The 25,371-nt window shown below is 44.3% G+C and carries 19 protein-coding genes; 5 read left to right on the top strand and 14 right to left on the bottom strand.

The genetic code is table 11. The features are described from left to right. Positions 1 to 26: 26 nt before the first annotated feature. Genes ACEZ3G_RS03710 through ACEZ3G_RS03700 form a run of 3 tightly spaced genes read right to left on the bottom strand, consistent with a single transcriptional unit; the run spans position 27 to position 2,656 of the window. Positions 27 to 911, bottom strand: a complete 885-nt coding sequence (locus ACEZ3G_RS03710) for a dienelactone hydrolase family protein (protein WP_432424130.1) — start codon at positions 909 to 911, stop codon at positions 27 to 29. Positions 912 to 923: 12 nt separating this feature from the next. Further along, entirely contained in the window at positions 924 to 1,631 is a 708-nt protein-coding gene (locus tag ACEZ3G_RS03705) for a LytR/AlgR family response regulator transcription factor (RefSeq protein WP_432424129.1), read from the bottom strand. Beyond that, positions 1,628 to 2,656 (bottom strand): sensor histidine kinase, encoded by a 1,029-nt coding sequence (locus tag ACEZ3G_RS03700; protein ID WP_432424128.1) that lies wholly within the window; start codon positions 2,654 to 2,656, stop codon positions 1,628 to 1,630. The genes ACEZ3G_RS03705 and ACEZ3G_RS03700 overlap by 4 nt, the downstream gene beginning before the upstream one ends. Positions 2,657 to 2,845: 189 nt before the next feature. Here ACEZ3G_RS03700 and ACEZ3G_RS03695 point away from each other — a divergent pair, with 189 nt between their 5' ends. From ACEZ3G_RS03695 to ACEZ3G_RS03680, 4 genes are all read left to right on the top strand, one after another. Next, positions 2,846 to 5,233 (top strand): TonB-dependent receptor domain-containing protein, encoded by a 2,388-nt coding sequence (locus ACEZ3G_RS03695; protein ID WP_432424127.1) that lies wholly within the window; start codon positions 2,846 to 2,848, stop codon positions 5,231 to 5,233. 22 nt (positions 5,234 to 5,255) lie between these two features. Further along, a complete protein-coding gene (locus ACEZ3G_RS03690; protein WP_432424126.1) occupies positions 5,256 to 5,963 on the top strand; it encodes a dioxygenase family protein in 708 nt (235 codons plus the stop codon). A 55-nt stretch (positions 5,964 to 6,018) separates the two neighbouring features. Beyond that, positions 6,019 to 6,579, top strand: a complete 561-nt coding sequence (locus tag ACEZ3G_RS03685; RefSeq protein WP_432424125.1) for a YceI family protein — start codon at positions 6,019 to 6,021, stop codon at positions 6,577 to 6,579. A 216-nt stretch (positions 6,580 to 6,795) separates the two neighbouring features. Further along, a complete protein-coding gene (locus ACEZ3G_RS03680) occupies positions 6,796 to 7,305 on the top strand; it encodes a hypothetical protein (protein ID WP_432424124.1) in 510 nt (169 codons plus the stop codon). An 11-nt stretch (positions 7,306 to 7,316) separates the two neighbouring features. Here ACEZ3G_RS03680 and ACEZ3G_RS03675 read toward each other — a convergent pair whose 3' ends face one another. The 10 genes from ACEZ3G_RS03675 to ACEZ3G_RS03630 all read right to left on the bottom strand — a co-directional run bounded on the left by ACEZ3G_RS03675 (position 7,317) and on the right by ACEZ3G_RS03630 (position 23,307). Then, the gene (locus ACEZ3G_RS03675) at positions 7,317 to 8,858 is read right to left on the bottom strand and encodes a sulfatase family protein (RefSeq protein WP_432424123.1); all 1,542 of its coding nucleotides are present in this window, start codon (positions 8,856 to 8,858) and stop codon (positions 7,317 to 7,319) included. A 30-nt stretch (positions 8,859 to 8,888) separates the two neighbouring features. After that, entirely contained in the window at positions 8,889 to 9,977 is a 1,089-nt protein-coding gene (locus ACEZ3G_RS03670; protein WP_432424122.1) for a sugar kinase, read from the bottom strand. A gap of 56 nt (positions 9,978 to 10,033) precedes the next feature. Beyond that, on the bottom strand, positions 10,034 to 10,708 hold the full coding sequence (locus ACEZ3G_RS03665; RefSeq protein ID WP_432424121.1) for a bifunctional 4-hydroxy-2-oxoglutarate aldolase/2-dehydro-3-deoxy-phosphogluconate aldolase: 675 nt from the start codon (positions 10,706 to 10,708) through the stop codon (positions 10,034 to 10,036). A 202-nt stretch (positions 10,709 to 10,910) separates the two neighbouring features. Next, positions 10,911 to 12,434 (bottom strand): DUF1501 domain-containing protein, encoded by a 1,524-nt coding sequence (locus tag ACEZ3G_RS03660; protein WP_432424120.1) that lies wholly within the window; start codon positions 12,432 to 12,434, stop codon positions 10,911 to 10,913. Positions 12,435 to 12,577: 143 nt separating this feature from the next. Then, a complete protein-coding gene (locus ACEZ3G_RS03655) occupies positions 12,578 to 15,820 on the bottom strand; it encodes a DUF1553 domain-containing protein (RefSeq protein ID WP_432424119.1) in 3,243 nt (1,080 codons plus the stop codon). A gap of 328 nt (positions 15,821 to 16,148) precedes the next feature. Then, a complete protein-coding gene (locus tag ACEZ3G_RS03650; protein ID WP_432424118.1) occupies positions 16,149 to 17,024 on the bottom strand; it encodes a sugar phosphate isomerase/epimerase family protein in 876 nt (291 codons plus the stop codon). A 26-nt stretch (positions 17,025 to 17,050) separates the two neighbouring features. Continuing rightward, on the bottom strand, positions 17,051 to 19,960 hold the full coding sequence (locus tag ACEZ3G_RS03645) for a PVC-type heme-binding CxxCH protein (protein ID WP_432424117.1): 2,910 nt from the start codon (positions 19,958 to 19,960) through the stop codon (positions 17,051 to 17,053). A gap of 15 nt (positions 19,961 to 19,975) precedes the next feature. Continuing rightward, positions 19,976 to 21,352 carry a c-type cytochrome domain-containing protein gene (locus ACEZ3G_RS03640; protein ID WP_432424116.1) on the bottom strand — a complete coding sequence of 459 codons (1,377 nt, stop codon included), beginning with the start codon at positions 21,350 to 21,352 and terminating at the stop codon, positions 19,976 to 19,978. Positions 21,353 to 21,430: 78 nt separating this feature from the next. Continuing rightward, positions 21,431 to 22,282, bottom strand: coding sequence for an MBL fold metallo-hydrolase (locus ACEZ3G_RS03635; RefSeq protein ID WP_432424115.1), 852 nt, complete (start codon positions 22,280 to 22,282; stop codon positions 21,431 to 21,433). After that, on the bottom strand, positions 22,279 to 23,307 hold the full coding sequence (locus ACEZ3G_RS03630; RefSeq protein ID WP_432424114.1) for a hypothetical protein: 1,029 nt from the start codon (positions 23,305 to 23,307) through the stop codon (positions 22,279 to 22,281). Before ACEZ3G_RS03630 ends, ACEZ3G_RS03635 begins: the two co-directional genes overlap by 4 nt. Positions 23,308 to 23,483: 176 nt before the next feature. On the opposite strand from ACEZ3G_RS03630, the gene ACEZ3G_RS03625 reads away from it, so the two are divergent. After that, positions 23,484 to 24,206, top strand: coding sequence for a GntR family transcriptional regulator (locus ACEZ3G_RS03625; protein ID WP_432424113.1), 723 nt, complete (start codon positions 23,484 to 23,486; stop codon positions 24,204 to 24,206). A gap of 24 nt (positions 24,207 to 24,230) precedes the next feature. On the opposite strand, the gene ACEZ3G_RS03620 is transcribed toward ACEZ3G_RS03625, so the two are convergent. Then, positions 24,231 to 25,154, bottom strand: coding sequence for a ThuA domain-containing protein (locus ACEZ3G_RS03620; RefSeq protein ID WP_432424112.1), 924 nt, complete (start codon positions 25,152 to 25,154; stop codon positions 24,231 to 24,233). Positions 25,155 to 25,371: the final 217 nt, after the last annotated feature.

Below are 25,371 nucleotides of genomic sequence, written 5' to 3'. Positions count from 1 at the left end.
AGTGGTTTCCGTTGAATACAATATTGTTAAGCAAGTTTCTCCTTAAAAAAGTCGATCGTCCTTTTCCAGGCCAATTCGGCGGCCTCGCGGTCATATCGCGGTGTGGTATCGTTGTGAAAACCATGGTTCGCATTTTCGTACATATAGGCCGTATACTCCTTGCCATGTTTTTTTAAAGCAGCTTCATAAGCGGGCCAACCTTCATTGACGCGCTTGTCCAATTCACCGAAATGCAGCAATAAAGGGGCATTGATTTTTTCGATATCCTCTTTGGGCTGGCCACCATAAAAAGGAACGGCAGCCCCTAAAGCGGGCACTTCGACGGCCATCATATTCGAGATCCATCCCCCGAAGCAAAACCCGACAACACCGACTTTTCCAGTACAATCAGGATGGTTTCTTAGATATTCGAAGGCAGCGATAAAGTCTTGTAGCATCTCGTTACGGTCGCGTTTGCGCTGTAGTTCGCGCCCTTCGTCATCTGTTCCTGGATACCCGCCTAACGGAGTCAATGCATCGGGGGCCAATGAAATAAACCCGGCAAGACCGGCACGGCGACCAACATCTTCGATATGTGGATTCAACCCACGGTTTTCGTGAACCACAACAATACCCGGAAGCTTTCCCTTGGAATCGGAAGGTTTTGACAACAACCCTTTGATAGAGCCCCCGCCTTTGGGTGAATCATAAGAAATAAATTCTGATACTAATTTTGGATCATCTTGTCGAACCTGAATTTTCTTGACATAATCGGGCGAGATGAAACTTAATAGCGAACCTACGGTAATCCCGCCAACGGCATAGGCAGATAACTTGTCAAGAAATAGCCTTCTGGGTATTCTATCGTGGGCATAGTCGTCATAGAGGTCGAATACCTCTTGTTTGATGTCTTCTTTTTTCAGCTTTTTCATATTGTACGTTTTTTATTTTATAACATGTTTCATAAAACCTTCCTTGAACGCCCTACCGATCGGCAAGGTGGTTTTTTTATCCAAACGGATTTGGTTGCCGACTATCTTTTCAATTTTTGTGGTGTTTACAATATACGATTTATGTATCCGTACAAATTGATTGTCATCGAGATATTCCGTCCAATGGCGCAGGGGTTCTTGAGACAGGTATTTTCGCTCGTCGGTCACGATTTCAGTATAGTCGGAATCCGATCGGATATAGTTGATATTGGAAATCTCAATTTTGATAAGTTCATAGCCCGATTTAATGAAAAGCACATCGGGAGTGGGCCGGGTTTTTATTTCGCCCTCATGTCTCGTCGCTTGCCTTGTCGGTTGGGGTATCTTTGAAATCGCTTGTACAAAACGTTCAAAGGAAAAAGGTTTTAATAGATAATCGACCACGTCATAATCATAGCTTTCCAACGCATAGTCCGAAAAAGCGGTGGTCAAAATGATATTCGGTTTGTGCTTCAGGGTTTTTAAAAAATCGATACCTGAGATTTTGGGCAAATGTATATCCAGAAAAATTAGGTCTATAGGCTCGGTCTTTAAAAAATCCATGGCCCGCAAGGCATCTGAAAAAGTACCTTTTAAATCAATATTTCCGATTTCGGAAATAAACCTTTTCAATACCCGCTGTGCCGGTGGTTGATCTTCGATAATAATACAGCGTATCATTTGCCTTGGGTCTTTAATTGCATTTTTAAAATTACGCTGTAAAGTCCATCGTTCTCATTTATACTGAGTTCATGGGCACTGGGGTACAAGATCTGCAAACGTTTTTTTACGTTCTGTAGGCCGATTCCCTTTGAAAGATTTTGGGTGTTTCCGTGTGGTTGAAATGAATTTTCACACTTGAATTCCAACATTCCGTTATCGGTGACCTTAATATCGATATCGATCCTTATATCCTTTGATTGGCTGGCCGTACTATGCTTAAAGGCATTTTCGATAAATACGGTCAAGATCAAAGGTGCGATACGAAATTCGGGTTTGATGTTTTGGGTTTTAAAAGTGACCTTTCCACGTTCCTCAATTTGAAGCTCGTTCAATTGGGTAAAGTTTTTGAGATGTTCGATTTCCTTTTGAAGCGCCACGAATTTCTCCTTACAGTCGTATAGCACATATCTAAGAACCGATGATAGTTCCAAAATAATCGAAGGTGTTTTCGGCGATTGCTCGATGGCGTATGAATAAAGGTTGTTGAGGTTGTTGAACAAGAAATGCGGATTGATCTGCGATTTCAAGAATTGTAGTTCGCTTTCCTGCATTGAAGAGCGCAACTCATCGACTTCTCTTTGTTTGTTCGAGGCATCCCATGCGAATTTAAAACCGGCCAAAATGGTAATTACCGGCATCACATCGAGCAGACAGTAAAAGACTCCGGGAAAATATCTTCCCTTTGTATCCGGAAAATAGATTTGCTCAAGAACAAACTCTTCGACCAAGATGATCACCGCGATGATGAAGGCAACCGAAAAAAAGAATCGTAGATACTTTTTTTTGTAAAAGAACGTAGGAAGCAAAACATAGTTGATAATAAAGGCTCCGATCGCGTAATTCATAAAGACAACGATTTCGAACTGCTGTATCTGTGGTTCATCTTTGTCAAACGAGAAGAAAAGAAAGAGTACGATATGCAACAGCACCTGAAAAAGCACCTCTTGGCCGGTATTATTTAAAAAGTGTTTTTTTGCCGTCATCTTTCAAAATTACGTTTTTATGTTAGTCCCCCTTTTTAAAAACCGTAATCGACAGATTTAGAAGGGTCAACGGCATATCGATAATAGGCGCGTCGTTCGCACGTCAACCTAGGTCGTTCACGGAAAATTGAATCTCAAGGTCGAATAAAAGTGCGAGTTTTGAAATATCTAATCTAAAGTGGTAAGATCATGCGCAAACAGTTTCTTTTTAGCCTGACCCTATTCGGACTTCTATTTTTGAAGGTTGATAAGATTATGGCGCAGTCGCAGACTACTGCCATTGTCGGAAAGGTAATCGAGGAAACCAGTGGTCAACCCATAGGTTTTGCGACCGTTCTCGTTGCCGATAATGAAACCAAAAAACCGATAGAAGGTACGACAACATTAGAAGATGGTAGTTTTACTTTGGAGACCGATGCCACCGATTTCTATATCGAAATAAGTTTTTTGGGCTTTCAAAGCAAAACATTTGCGCAGCCACCCGCTCAGAACAAATCCATTGACCTGGGTACTGTTGCGTTGTCGGAAGATGCCCAACAGTTGCAGGAAGTGGTTGTGGAAGGGGAAATATCGCGTACCGAATTCAAACTTGATAAACGTGTTTTTAACGTTGGCAAAGATTTGAGCAGTACGGGCGCGAGCGCACTGGAGGTATTGAACAATGTACCATCGGTCAATGTGAATATCGAAGGGCAGATAAGTCTTAGGGGCAGTCAGGGCGTTCAGATTCTGATCAATGGAAAGCCTTCTGTAATCGCAAGCGAGGAAGGTAATACCTTGGGTACGATTACCGCCGACATGATCGATAGGGTCGAGGTAATAACCAATCCCTCGGCGAAATATGATGCCGAAGGTACGTCGGGAATCATCAATATCGTAATCAAGAAGGATCAGCGCAAAGGGTTCAACGGTTCTGTTTCGGTCAATACGGGTGCGCCTGATGCGCATAGCATCGGGGTGAGCCTGAACCGCCGAAGCGAAAAGTTCAATTTGTTCAGTCAGTTGGGTTTTGGCTTGCGCGAGTTGCCCGATGATCGTGAAAACCGAAATGTTGATTTGGTGAACAATACCACCATCTTGTCAAACGGAACAGAATATAGAAACGAGACCTACTACAATTTTGTGCTCGGTACGGATTATTATATCAATGACGATAACGTATTGACGCTCTCGGGCAATTATGCGCTCGAAATTGAAGATCAGCCTTCCACTACCGATTTTGCGGCGCTTGATGCCACCGATCAAACAACCTCGGAATGGCAGCGCACCGAAGTGACCGAGGCCAAGAACCCGAAACTTCAATTTGAACTGCAGTATAAAAAGGATTTTGACGGAAACGAGGATCATACCCTTGTGTTTAGCTCATTGGGCAACTTTTTCGCAAAAGATCAGTCTTCCGAGTTTGTCAATACGGCCATCAGTGGTGACGCCGAAGATGAAGAACAACGGACAAGAACTGATTTCAAGGAATCCGTATTCACTTTTAAGTTGGATTATACCAGGCCTTTTTCAGAAAAATGGAAGTTGGAATCAGGCGTCCAATATGTACTAAACGATGTGGCCAACGACTATGAGGTGAGCGATTTTAACGGCTTCAATTTTATTATAGATCCGGGCTTGACCAATATTTTTGAATTTGACCAAGATGTGCTTGGCCTATATGGTACAGGATCGTACGAAGGAAAAAAATGGGGGGTCAAGACGGGCTTGCGCCTAGAACAGACCAGTTTGAACACCTTGCTTGCCAATACCAATGAGGTCAATGAACAGAATTATACGAACCTTTTTCCAAGTGTACATTCATCGTATAAGTTCACCGATAAGATTTCGGTGCAGGCAGGTTATTCGAAGCGTGTCTACAGACCTAGATTGTGGGATTTGAATCCTTTTTTCAATATCCGTAACAACTTCAGTATCCGACAGGGAAATCCTGACCTTCAACCCGAATTCACCGATTCTTATGAGATTACAAGTATCTATATTCTAGGAAAAGCTTCGTTGAATTTCGGAATCTTCCATCGCTATACGACCGATGTCATCGAACGGGTATCGGTTTTTGAAAATAACGTAAATACGGTGCGACCTGAAAATATTGGGGAGAACAATACGACGGGCATCGAATTCAATGCAAAATTTAGTCCGTTCAACTGGATGACGCTCAACGGGGATTTTAATTACAGTCAATTCGACAGAAAAGGAAGTTTTGAAAACACGGTCTTTGATTTCAATGGTGATCAATGGTCCTCTAAACTGATGACAAAGCTGAAACTGCCTGCCGATTTCGAATTGGAAATGACAGGAAACTATAGATCCAAGGTCAAGACAGTACAGGGTATACGTAGCGATTTTCTTTTCATGGATCTGGGGTTGCGAAAGGACATTTTGAAAGGTAAGGCGGTGTTGAATTTCAGTGTTAGGGATTTGTTCGCTTCACGGATCAATGAAGACCTGATCGCCCAAAACGATTTCGAAGTGTATAGCAGAAGGCAACGAGGCCGCTTTATCGCATTGGGTTTTAGCTATGGCTTTGGCAAAGGTGAAGCCATGCAATATTCGGGTCAGCGACGAAGATTTTGACCGAAAACCGTAATTTGAAAACGTGAAAAGAAAGGAGTTTTTGACCAAAGGTTTTGTTGCCCTAGGCGGGGTTGTTGCCCTCACCGGCATAGCCGCCACCAGTTCTGATAATGATGGGGTACTTACGGGCAATTCGGATGATGATTGTGAAACATCCCCAAGGGAAACCAAAGGGCCTTTTCCGAACAAAACGCCGTCCGATTATGTGCGGGAAAATATTGTGGGCGACCGACAAGGGGTTGCATTGTTGACGACATTGACCATTTTGAACAAACATAACACATGTAAACCGCTTGCCGATGTCCTGGTCGATATTTGGCACTGCGATAACCAAGGCCATTATTCTGAATATGGCGGTTATGGTATGCAACGTGAAGATTTGACCCATGAACATTTTTTAAGGGGCAGGCAGGTAACCGATGCCAATGGGCAAGTTTCGTTTGTCAGCATCTTTCCAGGCTATTATCGGGGCAGGGCACCACATATTCATATAGAAGTTTTGACCGGGGCAAAGAAGTCATTGCTGGTGACGCAAATCGCTTTTCCCAAAGATATTTGTGATACCGTTTATAAGACGGAACGTTATCAGGGAACCGATTATGTACCCAACGAGCGTGATGGCATTTTTCGCAACAGTCTTGAACAGAACATGGCCGACGACATCAGGGGAAACGTTGGAGATGGTTACGCACTTCTGAAGACATTGGTCGTTGATGCCCAAGATAATTAATAGCAACCTATATCTAGAATTTAATAAATCATCTTAAACTAAAATCTTTAACACTATGAAAAGAACAATTTCAATTTTATCGTTTGTCATCTGTGCTTCGCTTACGGCTCAGAGTACATGGAAGTCCGACAAGGCCCATTCGAAGGTCGGTTTTGCGATTACCCACCTTATGATCTCAGAAGTAGAGGGCCATTTTGGTGAATTCGACATTACCGCGGTAGCTGATGACTCATTTGCCGAACCTAAGTTTACCGTCGATATACAAACCGCGAGCATAGAAACCCGTAATGACCGTAGGAACGAACATTTGCGAAGTGCCGATTTTTTTGATGCAGAAACATACCCTTCGATTTCTTTTCAAACTACTTCTTTTGAAAAGACCGGGGAGAAAACGTTTAAGTTGACGGGCGATTTGACCATGCACGGTGTTACAAGACCGGTGACTTTGGAAGGAAAGCTCAATGGTATTATTACCGACCAACGTAGCAAAAAATTAAAGGCCGGACTGAAATTGACCGGTACCGTAAACCGATTGGAATTCAAGGTGGGGGGCGACACCCCGACTTTGGGCGATGAGGTCGATATGACCATTAATCTTGAAATGGCACAACAATAAATTTTAAGCGTTGTTTGTTAGATAAGCGGTCTAGGGGTATTATTCTTTTAGGCCGTTTTAATCGACTTCGATATTTTGGAAAAATAGAATCAGCGTAGGATCAGATGCAAAACGGAAGAAAATATTTCAAGCATATCGCAGTATATTTGATTTATGTAGCCGTATTGATCTGGATAATGGCTTGTGGTTAAGTATAGTTTTTTACACGTATGGATTATGGGAAGAAAGACCGAACAAACATTTAGGGTAATTCACAGATATCTGGGTTTCTTTTTGGCCGGAATTATGATTGTCTATGCGATCAGCGGCATTGTATTGACCTTTAGAAATACCGATTATTTGAAAAAGGAAATCCATCATGAAAAGGTTTTGGAACCCAATCTTGCGGCCGAAGATTTGGGAAGGGCTTTGGAAATGGGCCGTTTTAGGGTCGATAAGGAAGAAGGAGACCTGTTGTATTTTCAAGGGGGTACTTATAACAAAAGAACAGGTGTTGCCGAATATACCGAAAAGAAACTGCCGCTACTGCTAGAGAACATGAACAAGATACATAAGATGCACTCGGGCCACCCTCTTTTTTGGCTCGGAATTTTCTTCGGGATTTCACTATTATTTTTTGCGGTATCGGCTTTTTGGATGTTCAAACCGACCACCTCTGTTTTTAAAAAAGGAATATATTTTACTATTGGTGGTATAATCTTGACAATACTGTTGCTGTTCGTCTAAAAAGGGCTTTTTTATTCATCGGTCCCTCGAATTGCTTCATAGGCGTCGATCAGTTCCTTTAGCTTTTCAGGATTTGATTCGGCCAAATTGGTCTGTTGACTGATATCTTCCTTAAGGTTATAAAGTTGATATTCGCTTGAATTGCCCAGTTCGATATTTACATAGTTGTTGATTGGTGGCCCCTCATGAGGCGGTATCATTGCCCAATCGCCTTTTCGGAAAGCGGTTTTTGTCGAAGCTTCTAAAACGAGCTCTTGTCGCCCGTTTTCAGTTTTTCCCAAAAGAACATCCAATAAGTTCTTGCTATCCGCTCCGCGGGTAGTACTCCCAGTGAGTGCCGCTAACGACGAAAGCAGGTCTATTTGTGACACTAGTGCATTCGACATACCTGGCTCGATCTGGCCCTTCCAATAGGTAATGAAAGGTACACGGGTACCGGCCTCGAACAAACTATACTTGCCGCCCCTTAAAACTCCGGCAGGTTTATGATCGCCTAATTTTTCAACAGAATCATCATAATAGCCATCGTTTACCACAGGCCCGTTATCGCTGGAAAAGATGATCAAAGTATTCTCCAATAGGCCTTCGTCTTTCAAGGTTTTTATGAATTCTCCGATGACCCAGTCGGCTTCTACGATGACATCACCTCTTGGACCCATACCCGATTTGCCGACGAATCGAGGATGCGGGGTGCGCGGAACATGTGGTTGTTGCAGCGCATAGTATAGAAAAAAAGGCGCTGACTTATGCTGCCGAACGTACTGCTGTGCTTCGGTCAAAAAGTAATCGGCCATATCTTCATCGACCCATTTGGCGGCTTCACCCCCTTTCATAAACCCGATTCGCGGAATTCCGTTTACGATACTGTTGTTATGTCCGTGGTGCCATTTCATTTTGAGCAATTCCGGGTTTTCAAGACCGGTCGGCTCTCCCGGAAAGTTCTTTTCATAATCGACTTCAATAGGATCGTTCGGATCGAGATCGACCACATGGCCATTTTCGATATAAACGGTAGGAACCCTATCTTGGGTCGCCGCGAGAATATTGCTGTAGTCGAAACCTACTTCGTTAGGTCCCGGTGAAATTCTTTGGTTCCAATCGACGTTTCCGGTTCCCAATCCCAAATGCCATTTGCCGACGATGCCTGTGTGATAACCTTGTTCCCTGAGCATTTTAGGAAGTGTCGTTTGCGCAGTGTCGATAATCAATGGGGCCGTTCCGGGAAGAATTTTGGCCTGTTTGTTCCGCCAAGGATACACTCCGGTGAGAAGGGCATATCGGCTCGGGGTACAAGTGGCTGAAGAAGCATATCCATTTATGAATCGTATTCCCCCGTTCGCCAATTTGTCCAGATTGGGTGTTTTCAATATAGTGGCACCATAGGCACCTAGCTCTCCATATCCCAGATCATCGGCGTATATTATTACAATATTGGGTTTTGTTATTTCTTTGGTCGCTACTTCTTGATCGGACTTTGCACCTTCGCGCTTACACCCGACAAGACAAAGGATTAGTCCTAAAACGATGCTTCCCTCAATGCTCAATTGCTTCATGTTCGTTCAATATTTATTCCAAGGAAGTTTTTAGCGAACCACACGGCCAGAAGCATTGCCGCCCATCAGGCGTTCGACCTCGGCCCTTGTCGAATAGTTGAAATCGCCCTTGATGGAATGTTTTAAACAAGAAGCCGCCACGGCATAATTCAATGCGGTCTGTGGTTCGCTAAGTTCGGACGTTATCAATGAGAAGATGAGCCCGCCAGCGAACGAATCACCACCACCCACACGATCGACTATGTTTTTGATTTGATAGGGATTATATTCTCCATTTGCATCCAAAGGAGCGAAAAAGGACTGATTTTCGGAGGCATCATAAAGCATGGCGCCCCAATTGTTGTGACTGGCAGAGAGGCTTTCCCGCAACGTTATGGCCACTTTTTTAATGTTCGGGAATTGCTGTACGACCTGCTTGGCCACCTCGGGATAGCGTGATGTATCCAAACTGCCCGAATGAACATCGGTATCACCGGCCTGAATGCCCAGTACATCATGGCAGTCTTCTTCATTGCCGACTACGACATCTACAAAAGGTAAAATTTCACGCATGGTTTTTTGGGCTAAATCCTTTTGGGAATAGTTTGAATCCCATTTCCATAGTTTGCCTCTAAAGTTCAGGTCAATAGAAACGGAGGCCCCTGCTTTTTTTGCTTGTTGGGCGGCGACAAGGGTCGCCTCCGCCGCATTTTTGGACAAGGCGGGAGTAATGCCGCTAAGATGGAGCCATTGAGCATCCTTAAAAATATTTTTCCAGTCGTATCTGTCGGCAGGGGTAATCGATATGGCCGAATCGGCCCGGTCATATACAACATTGCTTGGGCGTTGATTGGCACCGGTCTCCAGAAAATAGAGGCCCAGTCGGCCTTCGTCGGTACGCAAGATATATTCGGTATCGATACCGACGGCACGTACTGAATCCATTGCAGCTTCAGCTAGCGGATGTTTTGGAAGGGCGGTCACGTAACGGGCTTTTCCACCATAATTGCAGATCGAAGCCGCCACGCTGGCTTCGGCACCTGCATAGGTAACTTCGAAATTTCTTGCCTGTCTTAGGCGCAGGTTTTCCGGAGAGGCCACACGCCCCATAATTTCCCCAAAGGTTACGACTTTCTTCATGTTTGTTGGAATGTTAATAAGTAAGACAAGGAATATAAGGATTTATTCGGGTTTAATCAGTTCTTTTTGATTCGATCGATCAATGTTCTTATTTCTTTGGCGTTAGTTGTTATGGCTTCCCAATCCTCTGATTGGATCAAGGGTCTTTTGGCTATCCAAGTGCCCCCGATTGCCGTTATCAAAGGAGATTTAAGGTATAGCGGCGCATTGTCTATGTTGCATCCGCCCAGCGGAATAAATTTCAGGCCCAGATGTATATATGGGGCAGCCATACTTTCAAGATGTTTCATGCCCCCCGAGGTTTCGGCAGGAAAAAACTTTAAGACCCGACACCCGTGTTCGATGGCAATTTCGATATCGGTGGGGGTCATGACGCCTGGGGCAAAGTCTAGGCCCTGTTTTCTGGCCTCTGCGATTATTTTAGGGTTGCAACCTGGCGAAACCGCAAAATCGGCCCCTACATCTACTACTGCCTTCACTTGATCCGTGGTCAATACTGTGCCAAAACCCAAAGTTATTTCAGGAACTTCCTTTTTTATGGCCTTGGCCGAATCGATGGCCGCAGGGGTTCGAAGCGTCAGTTCAATGGCATCGACACCGCCTTTCAAAAGAGCTTTTGCCATTGGCACGGCATGCTTGACCTCATCGATTATGAGTACGGCAACAACGCCACTTTCGTCTATTTTTTGTGCCAGCTCTTTCGACATGGCGTGTTTTTCATTCTGCTTCATGCTTTAGGTATTCGAATCTTAGTACATAAAAGTAAAGTATATCGGTGTAATTCAGAACGCAATCGGCAACTTATAACGGAATGAAAGCTCATTGTTCATTTTTTTCCATTGAGCGAGAAATATATGGTTTAATAAATGTGTTGGCCCGATACAAGCTTTGACGGCTCATACTATCTGCTTGCTGCAATTAAGGGTTTGGTATTTACGAAAGTATATCATTGACCACATGCCCATGTACATCGGTCAATCGATAACGCCTTCCCTGATGTTTAAAAGTAAGCCGTTCGTGATCGATACCGAATAGATGCATAAGCGTCGCATGAAAATCATGTACGTGTACCGGGTCTTTGACCACATTATAGCTAAAATCGTCGGTTTCGCCATGGGTGTGTCCGGCTTTTACACCCGCGCCGGCCATCCACATGGTAAAGGCCTTTGGGTGATGATCGCGACCATAATTTTCAGGAGTCAGTTGCCCTTGGGAGTAAACCGTTCGCCCGAATTCGCCACCCCAGACAACTAAAGTATCCTCCAACATGCCGCGTTGTTTCAAATCTTTGATCAATGCTGCGTTGGCCTGATCTGTTCGTTTGCATTGTGCCTTCACACCACCGGGACAATAACTGTGCTGGTCCCATCCTTGGTGGTACAATTGCACGAATTTTACATCTTTTTCCAAAAGTTTTCTGGCCATCAAGCAATTTGCGGCATAGGTGCCGGGATCTCTGCTGTCTTCGCCATACATATCGAAAATGTAATCGGGTTCATCGGACATGTCGGTCACTTCAGGAACCGAGGTCTGCATACGGAATGCCATTTCATACTGCGCCATTCGTGCTTGTATTTCAGGATCGCCGTAGGTATCATGTTGCACTTCGTTCAGTTTGCCGAGATAGTCCAACATTTGCCTTCTGTCATTGCCGTCATAATTTTCGGGGTCGCTTAGATAGAGTACAGGGTCTTTCCCGGAACGGAATTGCACCCCTTGGTGTTCCGTTGGAAGGAAACCATTGCCCCATAAACGGGAATACAAGGGCTGTCCACCCATATTTTTTGTAATCAATGTTATAAAAGTTGGAAGGTTCTCGTTATCGGAACCCAAGCCGTAGCTCAACCAGGCACCTATCGATGGTCTGCCCGGTAATTGATTCCCGGTCTGCATAAAGGTAATGGCTGGGTCATGGTTGATCTGATCGGTCTGCATCGATTTGATAAAGCAGAGGTCGTCGACAACTTCCGAAGTGTATGGCAATAGATCACTGGCCCATGTTCCGGTTTCTCCATATTGTTTGAAATCAAATAGCGAGGGCGCCATGGGGAAAGACGTTTGCTCGGCACTCATTCCGGTAAGGCGTTGCCCTTGTCGCACGGAGTCGGGCAAATCTTGCCCGAACATATTCTTTAGCTTCGGTTTATAGTCCCACATTTCAAGTTGCGAAGGGCCGCCGCTTTGAAATAGGTAGACGATTCGTTTGGCCTTGGGCGCATGATGTGGCAGTCCCAATCGATTTTTGTTATACGATTTCAACAACGCATCGGCACTTGCAGTATCAAGAACACCATTTTTTACCGAAGCAAAAGCTTTATCGGCATTTAACAACGAGCCTAGGGCAATGGCGCCCAGACCCATGGAGGTTTTGGTCAAAAAGTTACGACGATCCATTTGTCGTTCTACTTCTTGCAGGTCTCTGTTGTTCGATCTTAAATTCTCGTGGTTATGGCACATGTCTTTTAGTTTCAATACCCTGAGTCCCTTTCCTAACCCTCTCCGAGGGGGAGGGAACTCTTGCTTTACTTTTTAATAACAACACTAAATACATTTAACTTCTGAGATAAAAGTCCCCACCTTCGGAGTGGTCAGGCGAGACCTTATCTTTTTGTTATCACGGCATCCGAATTGATGATGGTACTTGCAACCACCGCATTTGCGGCAACTAGGGCTTCGTCATTGGTGTTTGAAATACGGAATTCCCCTGTATTCAACCATCCTTCGGCCTTTTGTTCGTTTGTTTTGAATTTTTCGTATTCTTCCAGGCGTAAATCGGCTAAAAGTTTCAGTTCCCTATCTTGAATGCTTCTTCCCGTCAGTTTTTTAAAGGTATTCGAAATATCCGCTTTGGGGTCGGAATATTGCGACATATTGTATCCTAGCACTCTTGAGGCTTCTACATAGGTAGGATCGTTCATCAAGACCAGAGCTTGCAGCGGGGTATTGGTCTCTTGGCGACGCACTGCACAGAAAGATCGCTCGGGAGCATCAAAAGTGGCAATCGTCGGATGTGGCACAGAACGTTTCCAAATGGTATACATGCTTTTACGGTATAATTTTTCTCCCTCATCTTCCTCGTAGGCCGCCCCGTTGATTTTCCAGAGTCCGGCGGGTTGATATGGTTTTACACTTTTTCCTCCTATTTTTCGATTTAAAAGTCCCGAGGCCAGTAGCACATTGTTACGGAGCATTTCGCCAGTCAACCTGCGTGATGGACCTCTGGCCAAAAGTCGATTCGCCTTGTCTTTTTCCATCAATTCTTCACTCACCAAAGAAGATTGTCGGTAGGTATTCGACATGACCATGAGCTTGTGCAAAGCCTTTACGTCAAAACCTGATTCAACAAATCGAATGGCCAACCAATCCAACAAGGCCGGGTGGCTCGGCAACTCGCCTTGGTTGCCGAAATCTTCGACAGTACGAACGATACCGGTTCCGAAAATATTCTTCCAGTAGCGGTTGACCGTTACCCGAGCGAACAAGGGGTTGTTCGCGTCGGTTACCCACTTGGCCAAGCCCAATCGATTTTTTTCAAGACTGTCTGGGAATGCAAATATTTTTTCCGGAGTATTCGGATAGACACGCTCCCCAAATTGATCATATAATCCGCGTTCAAGAACGAAAGATTCTCGGGGTTCGTCCATCTCCTTCATGACCATTATTTCCTGAATGGGTTCAATACTGTCCGCCAATATCTTTCGGGTTTCTTTAAGATCGTATATTGACTGCCGGTACGTTTTTGAATTTGTCCATAGATAATACTTTTCCAGTGCCAACTTATCATCATTTGTCAAGTCTTGGTAGGTTTTGGCCAATAGCCCTTTCAATCTTTCGGGATCGGAAATTTGAAGCACTTCTATTTCGGAAAGCTCGTGGTCAAATACCATTATATCATCAACAATGGCATTTCCTATTCCCTTGCCTCGCCAACGCGCACCCAACTGAAGCCCCGGATCTTGAGGGACGCCGCTCGTACCATACGTATCAGGTCTAAAAACAAAATCTTTGTACAGATTATCGACAAAGGTATCTGTTGGTTGTTCCGCCCCGCTCAAAAAGAGTTTCACGCCACTGGCACTGCTCGAACCGTCATAGGTGAAGGTCAACTGTAGCCATTGTTCTTTAGGCACTTCTTCAATACTATATTTGACAATGGCATTTGCAGGATGTAAATGGGCCAAGAGCAACTCGAATTTATTTTCTTTGAGTGCCAAGTGGTACCCCCTGAAATTATACAATTTGGCCCCGATGCCTTTGTGGAATATCACGCCGTTTTCAAGATCTTCGGGAATAAAAACCCTTAAGGCGATGCTAAAGGGCTCATAGCGATGAAAGGTACCTAGACTTGGCAGTTCCAACCAGGCGTCACCATCGAATTTCAAACCTTTTCCGGAATAGCCTTCAACAATATTAGCGATTTGTTTTGGCGCGAATTGACGGTTCATTTTTCCTTTTTGCGATGGATTCAGGGCATTGTTCAAACTACCATTTTTAAAATCGATTTTGGCCACCAACCCTCTGGGAGTTCCTTTCGCATCGATATTTTTATATCCGCCGGAGGCTATCCAATCAGTAACCTTGGGCTTCTCTGACGCAATCGTCTTTACGGCAGATTGCTTTTTTTCCTCGATCAGACCCTCGACATACTCGAGAAATTTGTCTTGTTCTTCAGTGGTCAACATCAGGTTCGGTGCTGGCATCGAAAAATCGTAGGATATCTGCCCTGACTCGTTCACATTATTAAAAAAACTATACATCTCGTAATAGTTCTTTTGCGAGATGGGGTCGTACTTATGGTCATGGCACTTGGCACAGGCCATGGTCAAACCCAAAAAAGCTTCGCCAACAACATTGGTGCGATCGGCGACATACTCTGAACGAAATTCTTCATCGATAATTCCTCCTTCGGAATTCTGAGGGTGTAAACGACCAAAAGTCGTTGCGAGGATCTGTTCTTTCGTCGGGTCGGGCATCATGTCGCCGGCCATTTGCCAGCGCACGAATTCATCGTATGGCATATTTTCCTGAAAAGCCTTGATGACCCAATCGCGCCAAGGCGAAATGTCGCGATAACGATCCACCGTGTAGCCATGCGTATCGGCATAACGCGAAAGATCCATCCAATCCAAGGTCAATTGTTCGGCATGATGGGGCGAGGCCAATAAACGATCTACTTGTTTTTCATAAGCGTCGGGCGAATCATCGTTCACGAAATTGTCGATTTCTTCGATTGTTGGCGGTAAGCCTGTCAGGTCGAATGACAGTCTGCGTAAAATGGTTTCTTTGTCAGCGGGCGGATTGGGTTTTAATCCTTCAACTTCCAACTTCGCTAAAATAAAATTATCAATAGGATTACCTACTTTGTCATGGAGTCTTACTTTTGGGGGTTCTTTGTTCTCCGGAGCGGTGAATGCCCAGTGGTCTTTGTACTCGGCACCATCTTCGATCCATTTGACAAGCATTGCCTTTTCGTAATCCGTTAAGGTGAGGTGCGATTCAGGTTCGGGCATTTTGTATTCGGGATCATTTGATAGGATCCGATGAACCAAATCGCTCCTGTCTGCATTTCCGGGCTTTATGGAATAGGTGCCGGGATTGTTTTTCGATTCCTGATAGGCCAAGTCGGGTAGGTGCAATTGCAGTCCCGCCTTTACTTTTGCTTTATCAGGGCCATGGCAGATAAAGCATTTATCGGAGAGAATTGGTTTGACGTGCTGGTTGAAATCGATTTTCTGCGGAAGTTTTTCGTAGGCCGACTGCACCGATTCGGGAAGATTTGGGCCCACACACGAAACTAAGGTGGTCAGACTTGCTATGTAGAAAATATATTTTACATGAAACATCCCTGTGATTTTAATATTTTCCTGTTCTAAGCATAAAAGAATAGCATATTTAAATATAAACAACTTAGATTATATTCATTTAAATTGATAGTATAACCATAACTCATAAATTTGAGGTTTTTCTATAGGCCCCTAACCGATTTTTTTTGTTATTTCTATCCTATCTTCATACCAAACCCTTAAAAATTTTGCCGGTCAAGTTATTTTTCAATTCGACGTACAAAACCGGCCATTTCATGGTTTACAAGGGCTTGCTTATTTATATTGAATGTGTTTTGTATGGCAAACATTTCCCTTGAGGGATGATGGAATTCAAAACTTAACAAGCTTATTTTTCATTTAAGACCGATCTAAGGTATTTGTTATTGTGTAAGTAACTTTCGAACATATCCGTCTTTTTGGGTACGGCACTTTCAATCTGCACCCAGCCTTCATAGCCGATATCATCGACGGCCCTGCGGACCGCTTGAAAATCGATTCTACCTTTTCCGAGAAGAAAACCGTTCTCCTTGGCATGGAACTCGCAAATATTCTCTTTGCCCAACTGACGTATTTCCTCATAGATGTCATAACCCATTTTGTTCGAGTTGGCAACGTCATAATACACTTTTACGCTTGTGGAGTTTACGCTATCGAGAATATGCATGTGCTCTTCGGCACTCAACCAGGTTTCCAATCCTAGAACAACTCCGCTGTCTTCGGCCTTTGGGGCTATCTTTTTTAATCTGCGAATGGTCTCTTTTGTTCCCTCGATGTCATTTTTAAGGTCGCCTTTATGAAAGAATGCCAACAAGACCACCTTTACTCCAAGGGCTTTGGCAACGTCGATGCTATCGGAGACCCATTGTTCGGCACGCGGATCTGATTTATAGGGAATGTTGTTCATTTCACCAATGGCGATACCGCCGATTTGCATGCCATGTTTTTTACAGGCTTCCTTATAGTACTGTTGAATTTTAGGCTTTCGTAGGTGCATATCATCATTCAAAGTGCCAAGGCTGATCTGTACACCATCGAGACCTATATTTTTGCCGACTTCGATGGCCTCTATTTTTGCCAATTGATTTATTGACCAGTCACAAGCCCCTATCTTAAAACGGTTTTTTGGGTCACCCATGAAAATGTCGAAGGCCGATAAACAACCGAGGCCCAGAACGCCAATCGAGGATTTAAGAACATCTCTTCTGCCAATTGAATTTTTCATAGTGTGTTTTTCGTCTACGTTGTGTTCTAAAGATCGCTATTTTTTAAACTTAACAGATACGTACTTAGATCTGCCAAATCTTGATGGCTCAAATCCAAGGTTTTGGCATCGGGCATCAGGCCCAGTTTCATCTTCTTTTGGACTTCGATATCATCAGGGGCGATTACTATTTGCCTTCCTGTTATATCTTTGAGAACCGTGGTCTCGGCTTCAGAAAGTAGAAAACCATAGAAGACCTGCCCGGTCTTTGTTTTGATCATGGTTGGCCGATAGCCAAAAACGATGGATGCATTTGGACGGACAATGGCATCGAGCATGGCCGTTTTATCAAATTTTTCGCCTATAGCTGATAGGGCAGGCCCGATGTCGTTGCCGATAATACCGTTGGTATGACAGGTGATACATTTTGAGGAAAACAGGGTTTCGCCCTTTGACTTATCTCCTTGTAACGCCAAAATACTGGAAATGGAAAGCCGTTCTTCTGTGGGTTTTGAAAAATACTCTTGAGCCAATGTCTTAATTTCTAACGAGGGATTTTCAAAAATGGCCGCGGAGATTGCATTTTTTAGTTTATTGGAAAGTTTGTCTTCCGAGGCAAGATAAATCAACAAGCGCCCGCCGATCAAAGTACCGGCCATTATGTTGCCTGTCGCTACCCTTTCGGAAAACGGCTTCTTCTCATCGAGAAGTGTTTCTTGTTGGCGTTCGATCGCTTCGGTAAGCTCAAAGGTAATCCCCGTTTCGGATTGCCAATCCCAAAGGGAAAACCAATCATTGGTCATTCGAAAATCAACCCACCAACGCGCCAATTTTTGAATTTCTAGGTGCTCTTCGAAATTCTTTAAATCGATCATTGCGGCAACTGCTGTTTTGTCACTGATAAATGCCAAGGCATCGACTGCCCTTGCTTTATGATAATCACTTAGGTTCTCGGCCATTGCCCTTTTTTTCAGTGCCTCGACCGCCGATTTCGGATGCATCCGCCAGACCAATGAAGCAAAATTAACTGACCATTCCGTCGGATTTTCCGGTTGATCGGATACCAATGCGGCATAGGCCTCTTCCTCCTTTCCATCCGAAGCCATACCGAGTGCTTCCAAATACCAAGGGTCTTTTCCATCATAGCTTTCGAATAGTTCTTTAATGAGCTTTTCGCTTTGAGCCCATGGAATATCGCGAAGCGATATGGCCACTTCCCTCCGAACGGCTGGCGAAGGATCATCGACCGCCACGGAAGCATATTTCAGAACCGAGTTTTCGTTATCGGTTAAGGCCCGATAGGCCGTTACCCTCAATCGCGGGTCGGGTTCTTTTTCGAGGATGTTTTCAACTATCTTGGTTCCTTTGCTTCCTAATTGTGACAAAAGCCAGATTGCCCGCGCCTTATGTAGCGGGTTGTCAGATTCCATTATTTTTTGAACCTCTGGCACAACGGTTTCCCCTTCTTGAAGCAACTTTTCAAACCCAAGGTTTCTGACATTGACCGCTGGATTTAACAGGGCATCGATTTGGCCATCAACGGACGTCAAATCCAAAAGTGGATTTCTTAATTTCTTTCCCTTAGGTGTAAGGCGGTATATACGGCCATATCCGAGACTGTCCATCATCTGATGTCCGCCCACTACGGGGTCGTACCAGTCGGCAATGTAAATGGCCCCATCGGTGCCCACGGCAACATCGCTGGGCCGAAACCATTTTCGTTTGTCATCATCGATATCGTTCCAAATATATCCTTCGGTAGATTCTTGCATAGAGGTAATCAAATCCCTTCTTTTCAAATGAAAGCCGGCACCTTCTTTTGAAGGTTGATAAGCAAAGATGACGTTTCGCCCGGCATCGGCGCTTAAAAGCATTCCCTGATATTCTGGGCCAAAAGCCTCGCCCTCATACACCACAACACCAGTTGGAGATCCTGCACCCGTGTTGTCCCCTGCCGGCATTACCCCCGGATCTTCCTGATGCCAGTGGGCAGAGAAAATATCTTGCCCCGGTTTTCGATCTGCTTGCCACGTACGTTTGCCATCGGCATTGAAGAAACCTGCATTACCACCTTCCATAATATAAGTTACACGACAGGTTACCACTTGGTCGTCATTGTCATTTTGCCACATATTTCCGTAAGAGTCCAAAGCAACTTCGTAAGAGTTGCGAAAATTATGGCCCACGACTTCCAGACCGGTACCGTCTTTTTCCATTCGCAGTGCTAGACCGCCTACCCAAATACGACCGTCATCGCTGACCAGGGCCGGTTCATTTTCATTGTTATACGGCGTTCCTCCTGTATAAACACTCCCCGAACGCAATTGCCAACCGGCTTTATCGGTTACATAGTGAGGTCCGGCATTGCCCGTGTTGAAGTAATATTTACCATCGGGTCCGGCGATGAGCGCATGCAGACTGTGATCGTGATCCAATCCACCGAAACCTTTGAGAAAGACTTCCTTTTTGTCGGGAACATCATCCCCGTTTTCATCGGTATAAACTAGTAGTGATGGGGCACAAGACACAAAAACCTTGTTGCCCAGAACGGCAATGCCCATGGGGGCGACAAGGTCTTTGTCTTGCACGAATACCTTGGATGAGTCGCTGACGCCATCCCCATCGGTATCTTCCAGTATCATGACGCGATCTCCTTTTTCAAAGTTCAAACGTTTCTCGGGATCATTATTAAAATCACGATAGTTGACCGCTTCGGTAACCCAGATGCGTCCTTTGGCATCAACATCCATATTGGTCGGATTGTATAAAGATGGTGATTCGGCCCAAAGTGCGATATCCCAACCCACCGGAACCACGAATCCGTCTTCGATTTCAGTCTTAAATTCAAGGTCGGGTGTTGTATAGTGCTCGCCTCTTAGGTCGTTGCAGCCCACTGCAAAAAGGGAAACAATCGCCAAGAACATTACTTGGATCGCATTATTAATGAAATAGGTCATTCGATTCTTCTTAGGTTAATTTTTGACATTTTCAGCAATGATAATGGTCAAACCGTCTTCATCTTCAATGGCTTTTGCCTTATCAAAAGTCACTTTCGTTCGAGAGAGATATGCCCGCTTCAATGCAGGAAGTTCTTGTAATATTGGTAAACAGGCATCGGAAACCTGTGAGGCATAAAGGTTGAGCACCTCTAAATGGGATAAATCGTTGAGGTGGGCGATTCCTAAATCAGAGATTGAGGTTTTGTCCAATTCCAAACGGGTAAGGTTCACAAAACCAGAAAGCCCGGAAAGCCATTCGTCCTTTATATTGGTTCCGGTCAACGAAAACCAGGTGATATGTTCTTTCGCAGGTTCCAGGGCCACCAATTTTTCAGGTGAAAGGTCAGTGCCCTTATACCCGACATCTAACAACGGGTTATTGGCGCCCAGGGTCTTTACTGAAAAACCTTGTTGCATAAGCAGGGCAATCTGAGTACTGTCCAGCGGGGCCACCTGTACTTTTTCATACCAAGGCCGAGGGGTGGTATTTAGCCCATATCTACGCAACAGTACCGGTTTTAAGTTTTTATCGACTTCTAGCTCGCTTACCCTACTTTCGAACAATGCCCCTTGTTCGATCCACCATGCTATGGTCTTGATTTCGTCATAGGTCAATACATTTGATGTAGGAGGCATGAATTTGACATTCTTTTGCGGGAGCGTGATTCTTCTGAAAAGTTCACTGTCCTCGAGATTGCCCGGTACTATAACATCGCCTCCGTCGCCGCCAAGTGAAAGGGAATCTGGATGGCTCATATTCAGTGCCCCCCTTTTAACCTCATTGCCGTGGCAAGAAACGCACTTCGCTTGAAAAATAGGTTGTATCAATTCTGTGTATACTATTACTGAATCTGGGTTGTTGGATCGAAGATTGAAAACAGAATCTTTTTGTGAGGTAAAAAGGTTTCGTATCGGTTCAGGGGCGAACTCGGTCAAATATGTTTCACCATGGGTTAGGTTGCCGCCTTTATGCCCTTCAACGGATAATAAAACAATCAATAAAATATTGAAGCCGTGTTGTAGTTGTTTTGGATATTGCTCAGGTGCTCTTTTGATCCACCAACCGATAAAAGCAATGGGAACAAGGGCGATGCCCAGCCAACGATGCAGAAAAAGTTGTTCCTCAATATAGAGTCCGGTTTCTCCAAGAAACCATCCGCAAAGGGCGGCTACAAATGACGCTAGGCCACCGATGAACCACGCGATCGGAATCAACCTACTTGGATTCCCCTTTTTCTTAAAACTTTCCCACCCCTCCAATAAGATGGCCAAGATTATAAAACCAATAGGGAGATGCACGAAAAGCGGATGAAAACGGCCGATAAAAGTGGTGAACTCCAATGCGATCATAATACTTGTTTTTGGGCATCAAATTGTAAGGCTTTGAACCATTCAGTAAGATACCTTTTTGAGCTCTAAAAGAAAAACCTACGGGTTTTTGTATCTAAATTTTTCACCTCCCCCGAGCACTCGATAGCGCTGCCCTCTTTTATCTGCTTCGGCCGCAAAATCATTGACATCTGCAGTATTAAAGGTAAACATATCGTAATGACAGGGAATCACATATCTTGCATTGATCGCCAGTCCCAATTCCACCGCTTCGACAATGTTCAGGTTTCCCGCAACTTTTCTTTCGGGCTTGTTTCCGTTGATGGGCAGTATGGCGACATCGACATTGAAAGGTTTCAATAGATCCACCATGCCCTCGAACCATAAGGTATCTCCACTATGGTAAATGGAGTAGGTTCCAAACTGAATGACATATCCCATGAACTTGCAATTGCCATTTTCATCGCGTGCCAATTCGTTGTGTTTTGCGGGGATACCGACAAAAGTAAATCCATCGATTGTATAGGTAAAACCGTCGTTCATGCCTATGGGAAAATCATAATCGCATTGTACCCGATCGGCAACGAAACTACGATTGGCTTCCGGAATGATGAATTTGATATCGGGATTGTTTTTCAAGACTGGAATCAAGGTTTCGGCATCTAAATGATCTGTATGGTTATGGCTTGAAGTTACTACGGAAATATTCCGCAATAAATCGGGTCGCACCACCAACTCACTCATGCGCATATGGGGTTTTTCAGTCTTCGCATATTTTTTGGTGAGCGAATCGGAAAGGTAGGGGTCTATCAAGATCCGTTTGCCGTTCCATTGCAATACATACCCACTTTGGCCCAACCACCAAAGACGAAAACCATCTTTTTCGGAAAGAAAGCCGTTCATTTCGGCAATTAGATTCTCATTCTTTTTTAGGGCGGGAATTAAGCTCATAATGATCCACGAACTTTTTTCGCCCCAGCGACCATGTTGATCAGCTTTTGTCTTGAGGCCCAACGGGCCGTTTGGCTTAGGCCGCAATCGGGAGCGACCGATAGTTTTTCTGCTGGAACGTATTTTAGGCAGCGATTGATTCGCTGCACAACATCGTCAACGGTTTCGATATAGTAATTTTTGACATCTATGATACCTACGGCAACGTTCATTTTTTCGGCAAAAGGCGCGAGCAGTTCGATTTCTGCGAACTCGCGATTGGCCATTTCGATATGTATTTCGTCGACATTCATATCCAAAAAATCCGGCAACATCGGTTTGATGCTGCGATATCCTACCGGCCTTCCCTTGAAATTGCCAAAACATAAATGCGTGCTGAGATTGCATTTTTCTTTGATCGGCTTTACCGTACGATTGAAGATGTCGACGAAACGCTTTGTGTCGGCCTTGTAGGCATAGCAGCTCATCGATGGTTCGTCAACCGTAATTTCGGTACAACCAGCCGCTACCAAAGCTTTTAGCTCGTTGCTGATAATGGGCAGCAAAGCTTCGGTAATCTCGTAACGGTCTTTGTATGTGCCATTTGGCAATAATCTACCGGCCAAAGTGTAAGGGCCGGGAATACTCGCTTTTAAAACCGGGCCTTTTGGCGCTAATTTCTTTAGGCGCTCAAATTCTTTTACCGCACCAAGGCCGTTGGGTGCGGCCAGATTTCCGATGATATTGTTTTTTCCGCGCTGGTCATGGGCAGGTGGACCGAATTTTCGGGTGTCTGAAGTGTTGTTTTCGATTCCATTGATAAAACCGTAAAAAGACAGATTGAAGTCCAATCGGGTTTGTTCGCCATCGGTAATGACATCTAGGCCGGCCGTCGTTTGGTCGTGAATTGCCGCGATAACGGCATCTTCAATGGCCTCTTCGATGTCGGCGGCACCAAATTGATCAAGGTTCTGTGATACGAATTCAAGCCATCCGGGAAAGGGATAACTGCCGACTACCGTGGTCCTGATAGGAATATTGGGCATGTGTTTGCGTTTTAAAGGGATTGATCCATGGGCTCCTGAAACTCTATTCTATTTCGACTCAATTACAAAGGTATCCGGAACCCATCGATAGGCTAAAGTAACCATTCCAACTTGTACGTACAAGTAATATTTCATACTTTTCCGACTTTTTAGGGCAGGTTCCGAACTTCAAGAATATGGGCGACAAAAAACTTGAAAAGCATAAGTACCGTACTATTCGAGATTATATTAAAAAAAGGATACAGACGGGTAAATATCCTATCGGCAGTTATCTGCCGTCCGAAAATGATTTTTGTAACCGGTTCGGTATTACCAGGACAACTATACGCAAGGCGCTGGACGAACTTTTGAAAGAAGGGTTTATAGTAAAAGAACAGGGCAAGGGAAGCAAAGTTATTGAAAGGGGAAAGTCATTGGGTTTGCTCACCGTCAAAGGAATATCGGGATCCATCGACTATGAGGTGGAGACTATTGTGACCGAACCATCTCGGATTGCCAGATGGGACCCTATTATACCCTTTACCCTGACCAATGAAGAGCAAAAATCGCAATGCGTTTATTTTCAACGGGTACGAAATATCAACGGCCACCCTGTGGTGCTGGAAAATAATTGGTATTCACTCAATGCCCTGGGACTCATCGAATCGGACGAATTTGTCGATGGTTCATTTTTTAAGACGCTTAGCCGGAAGCATTTGATCGAGATTATGGGGGCGGAACAGGAGCTCAGATCCAAACCCGCATCGATCGATGTGGCAAAAAAGCTGAATATTCTTGAAGGGGCCCCCATTCTACATATTTCGGTTCGGTTTCGAACCAGCAAGCCGGGATTGAACTTATACGGAGATCTGTATTGCGACACATCGGAATACCCGATTAGAAACAGTTATTTTTTATAACGGATCGCTGTTTAAGTGGTAATTTCATTTCCGTTTCCCGAGCGGACTATCGTCACATTTGAGGTCTCCTACTACATACTGTATTCCATCCAGGAAAAACTCCAGTAATTCAGGATTGTCCATACTATGGGCATTATGCGAGGGCGAGCTGTAGAACACCCTGCCTTTGCCATACCTTTTGATCCATGAAATATAAATCTTGTTTTCATCGACCTCTTTTGTCACCCCTTCCAATTTGTCGACTTCCATGTAAAGCAAGGGCCTGAAATTATGATCCGCATATGCATTTTTGAAAAAATAGGGCTCGTCGATATGCGTAAGTCCCTTTCCTTTGAAAGCCCTTACCAATGGATGGTTCGCGTCAACTTCCTTTACATGTATTTCTTGCTGTTTCGGGTGATAATCAAAGCTACCCCCCGTCATTTTACTGAATACCATCGAATTGTTCTGCAATGTAATGGCACCGTGCATTATCATCAACCCTCCCCCTTTGGCTACATAGTTCAAGAGGTTTTGTTCGTATTGTGCCGCCTTTTCCTTGATTTCGCTATCGGTAAATGTTGTGTTCTGCTTTAAAAGATCCGCGAACAAATCTCGATCAGGTCCGCTCGGATTCGAATTGTTCAGTATTAGGGCATCGTATTTTTTGAGGTTTTTCTTTTCGAAATTATCTATATCGTAGCCGATATGGATTTCAAAAGCACCCGTTTTTTTGCCAAGTATTTTAAGCATTTCAACATTATGCGGAATGGTCCAGTGGTAAAACCCCGGTGCTTTTGAAAAGACCAGGATCTTTCTTTTTTCAGTATTCTTTATAGTGGGTTCCGAGGGGGCCGATCTTTCGATTTTTGAGAGCCACTCAGAAGTAATTTCAATGGGCTCAAGGCTTTGGGCCTGAACGGACCCTAGAATCAAAAATGTTAGAAATGAAACCAATAATCTTTGCATTGTTGCCGCTTTTTATGTTATTTCGTTAACGTTCACAACCGATGATCGTCAAATTTAAGAATAGTTTTATAGTAAACTTAAATGAACGGTCAAAAGAAACTTTTGAAACGCGTATTTTTTGAGAAAGGGCGAACAATACAAATCTGATGGTGTCACAATGCTCGGGTCAAGGGAATCGAAATATGCAAAAACAGATTAACGGAATTTATTCAAATTA

It is taken from the genome of Meishania litoralis (assembly GCF_042611095.1).
Taxonomy (GTDB): domain Bacteria; phylum Bacteroidota; class Bacteroidia; order Flavobacteriales; family Flavobacteriaceae; genus Meishania; species Meishania litoralis.
Note: the sequence above shows the minus strand (reverse complement) of the source record. Positions and strands in the feature narration are given on the sequence as shown.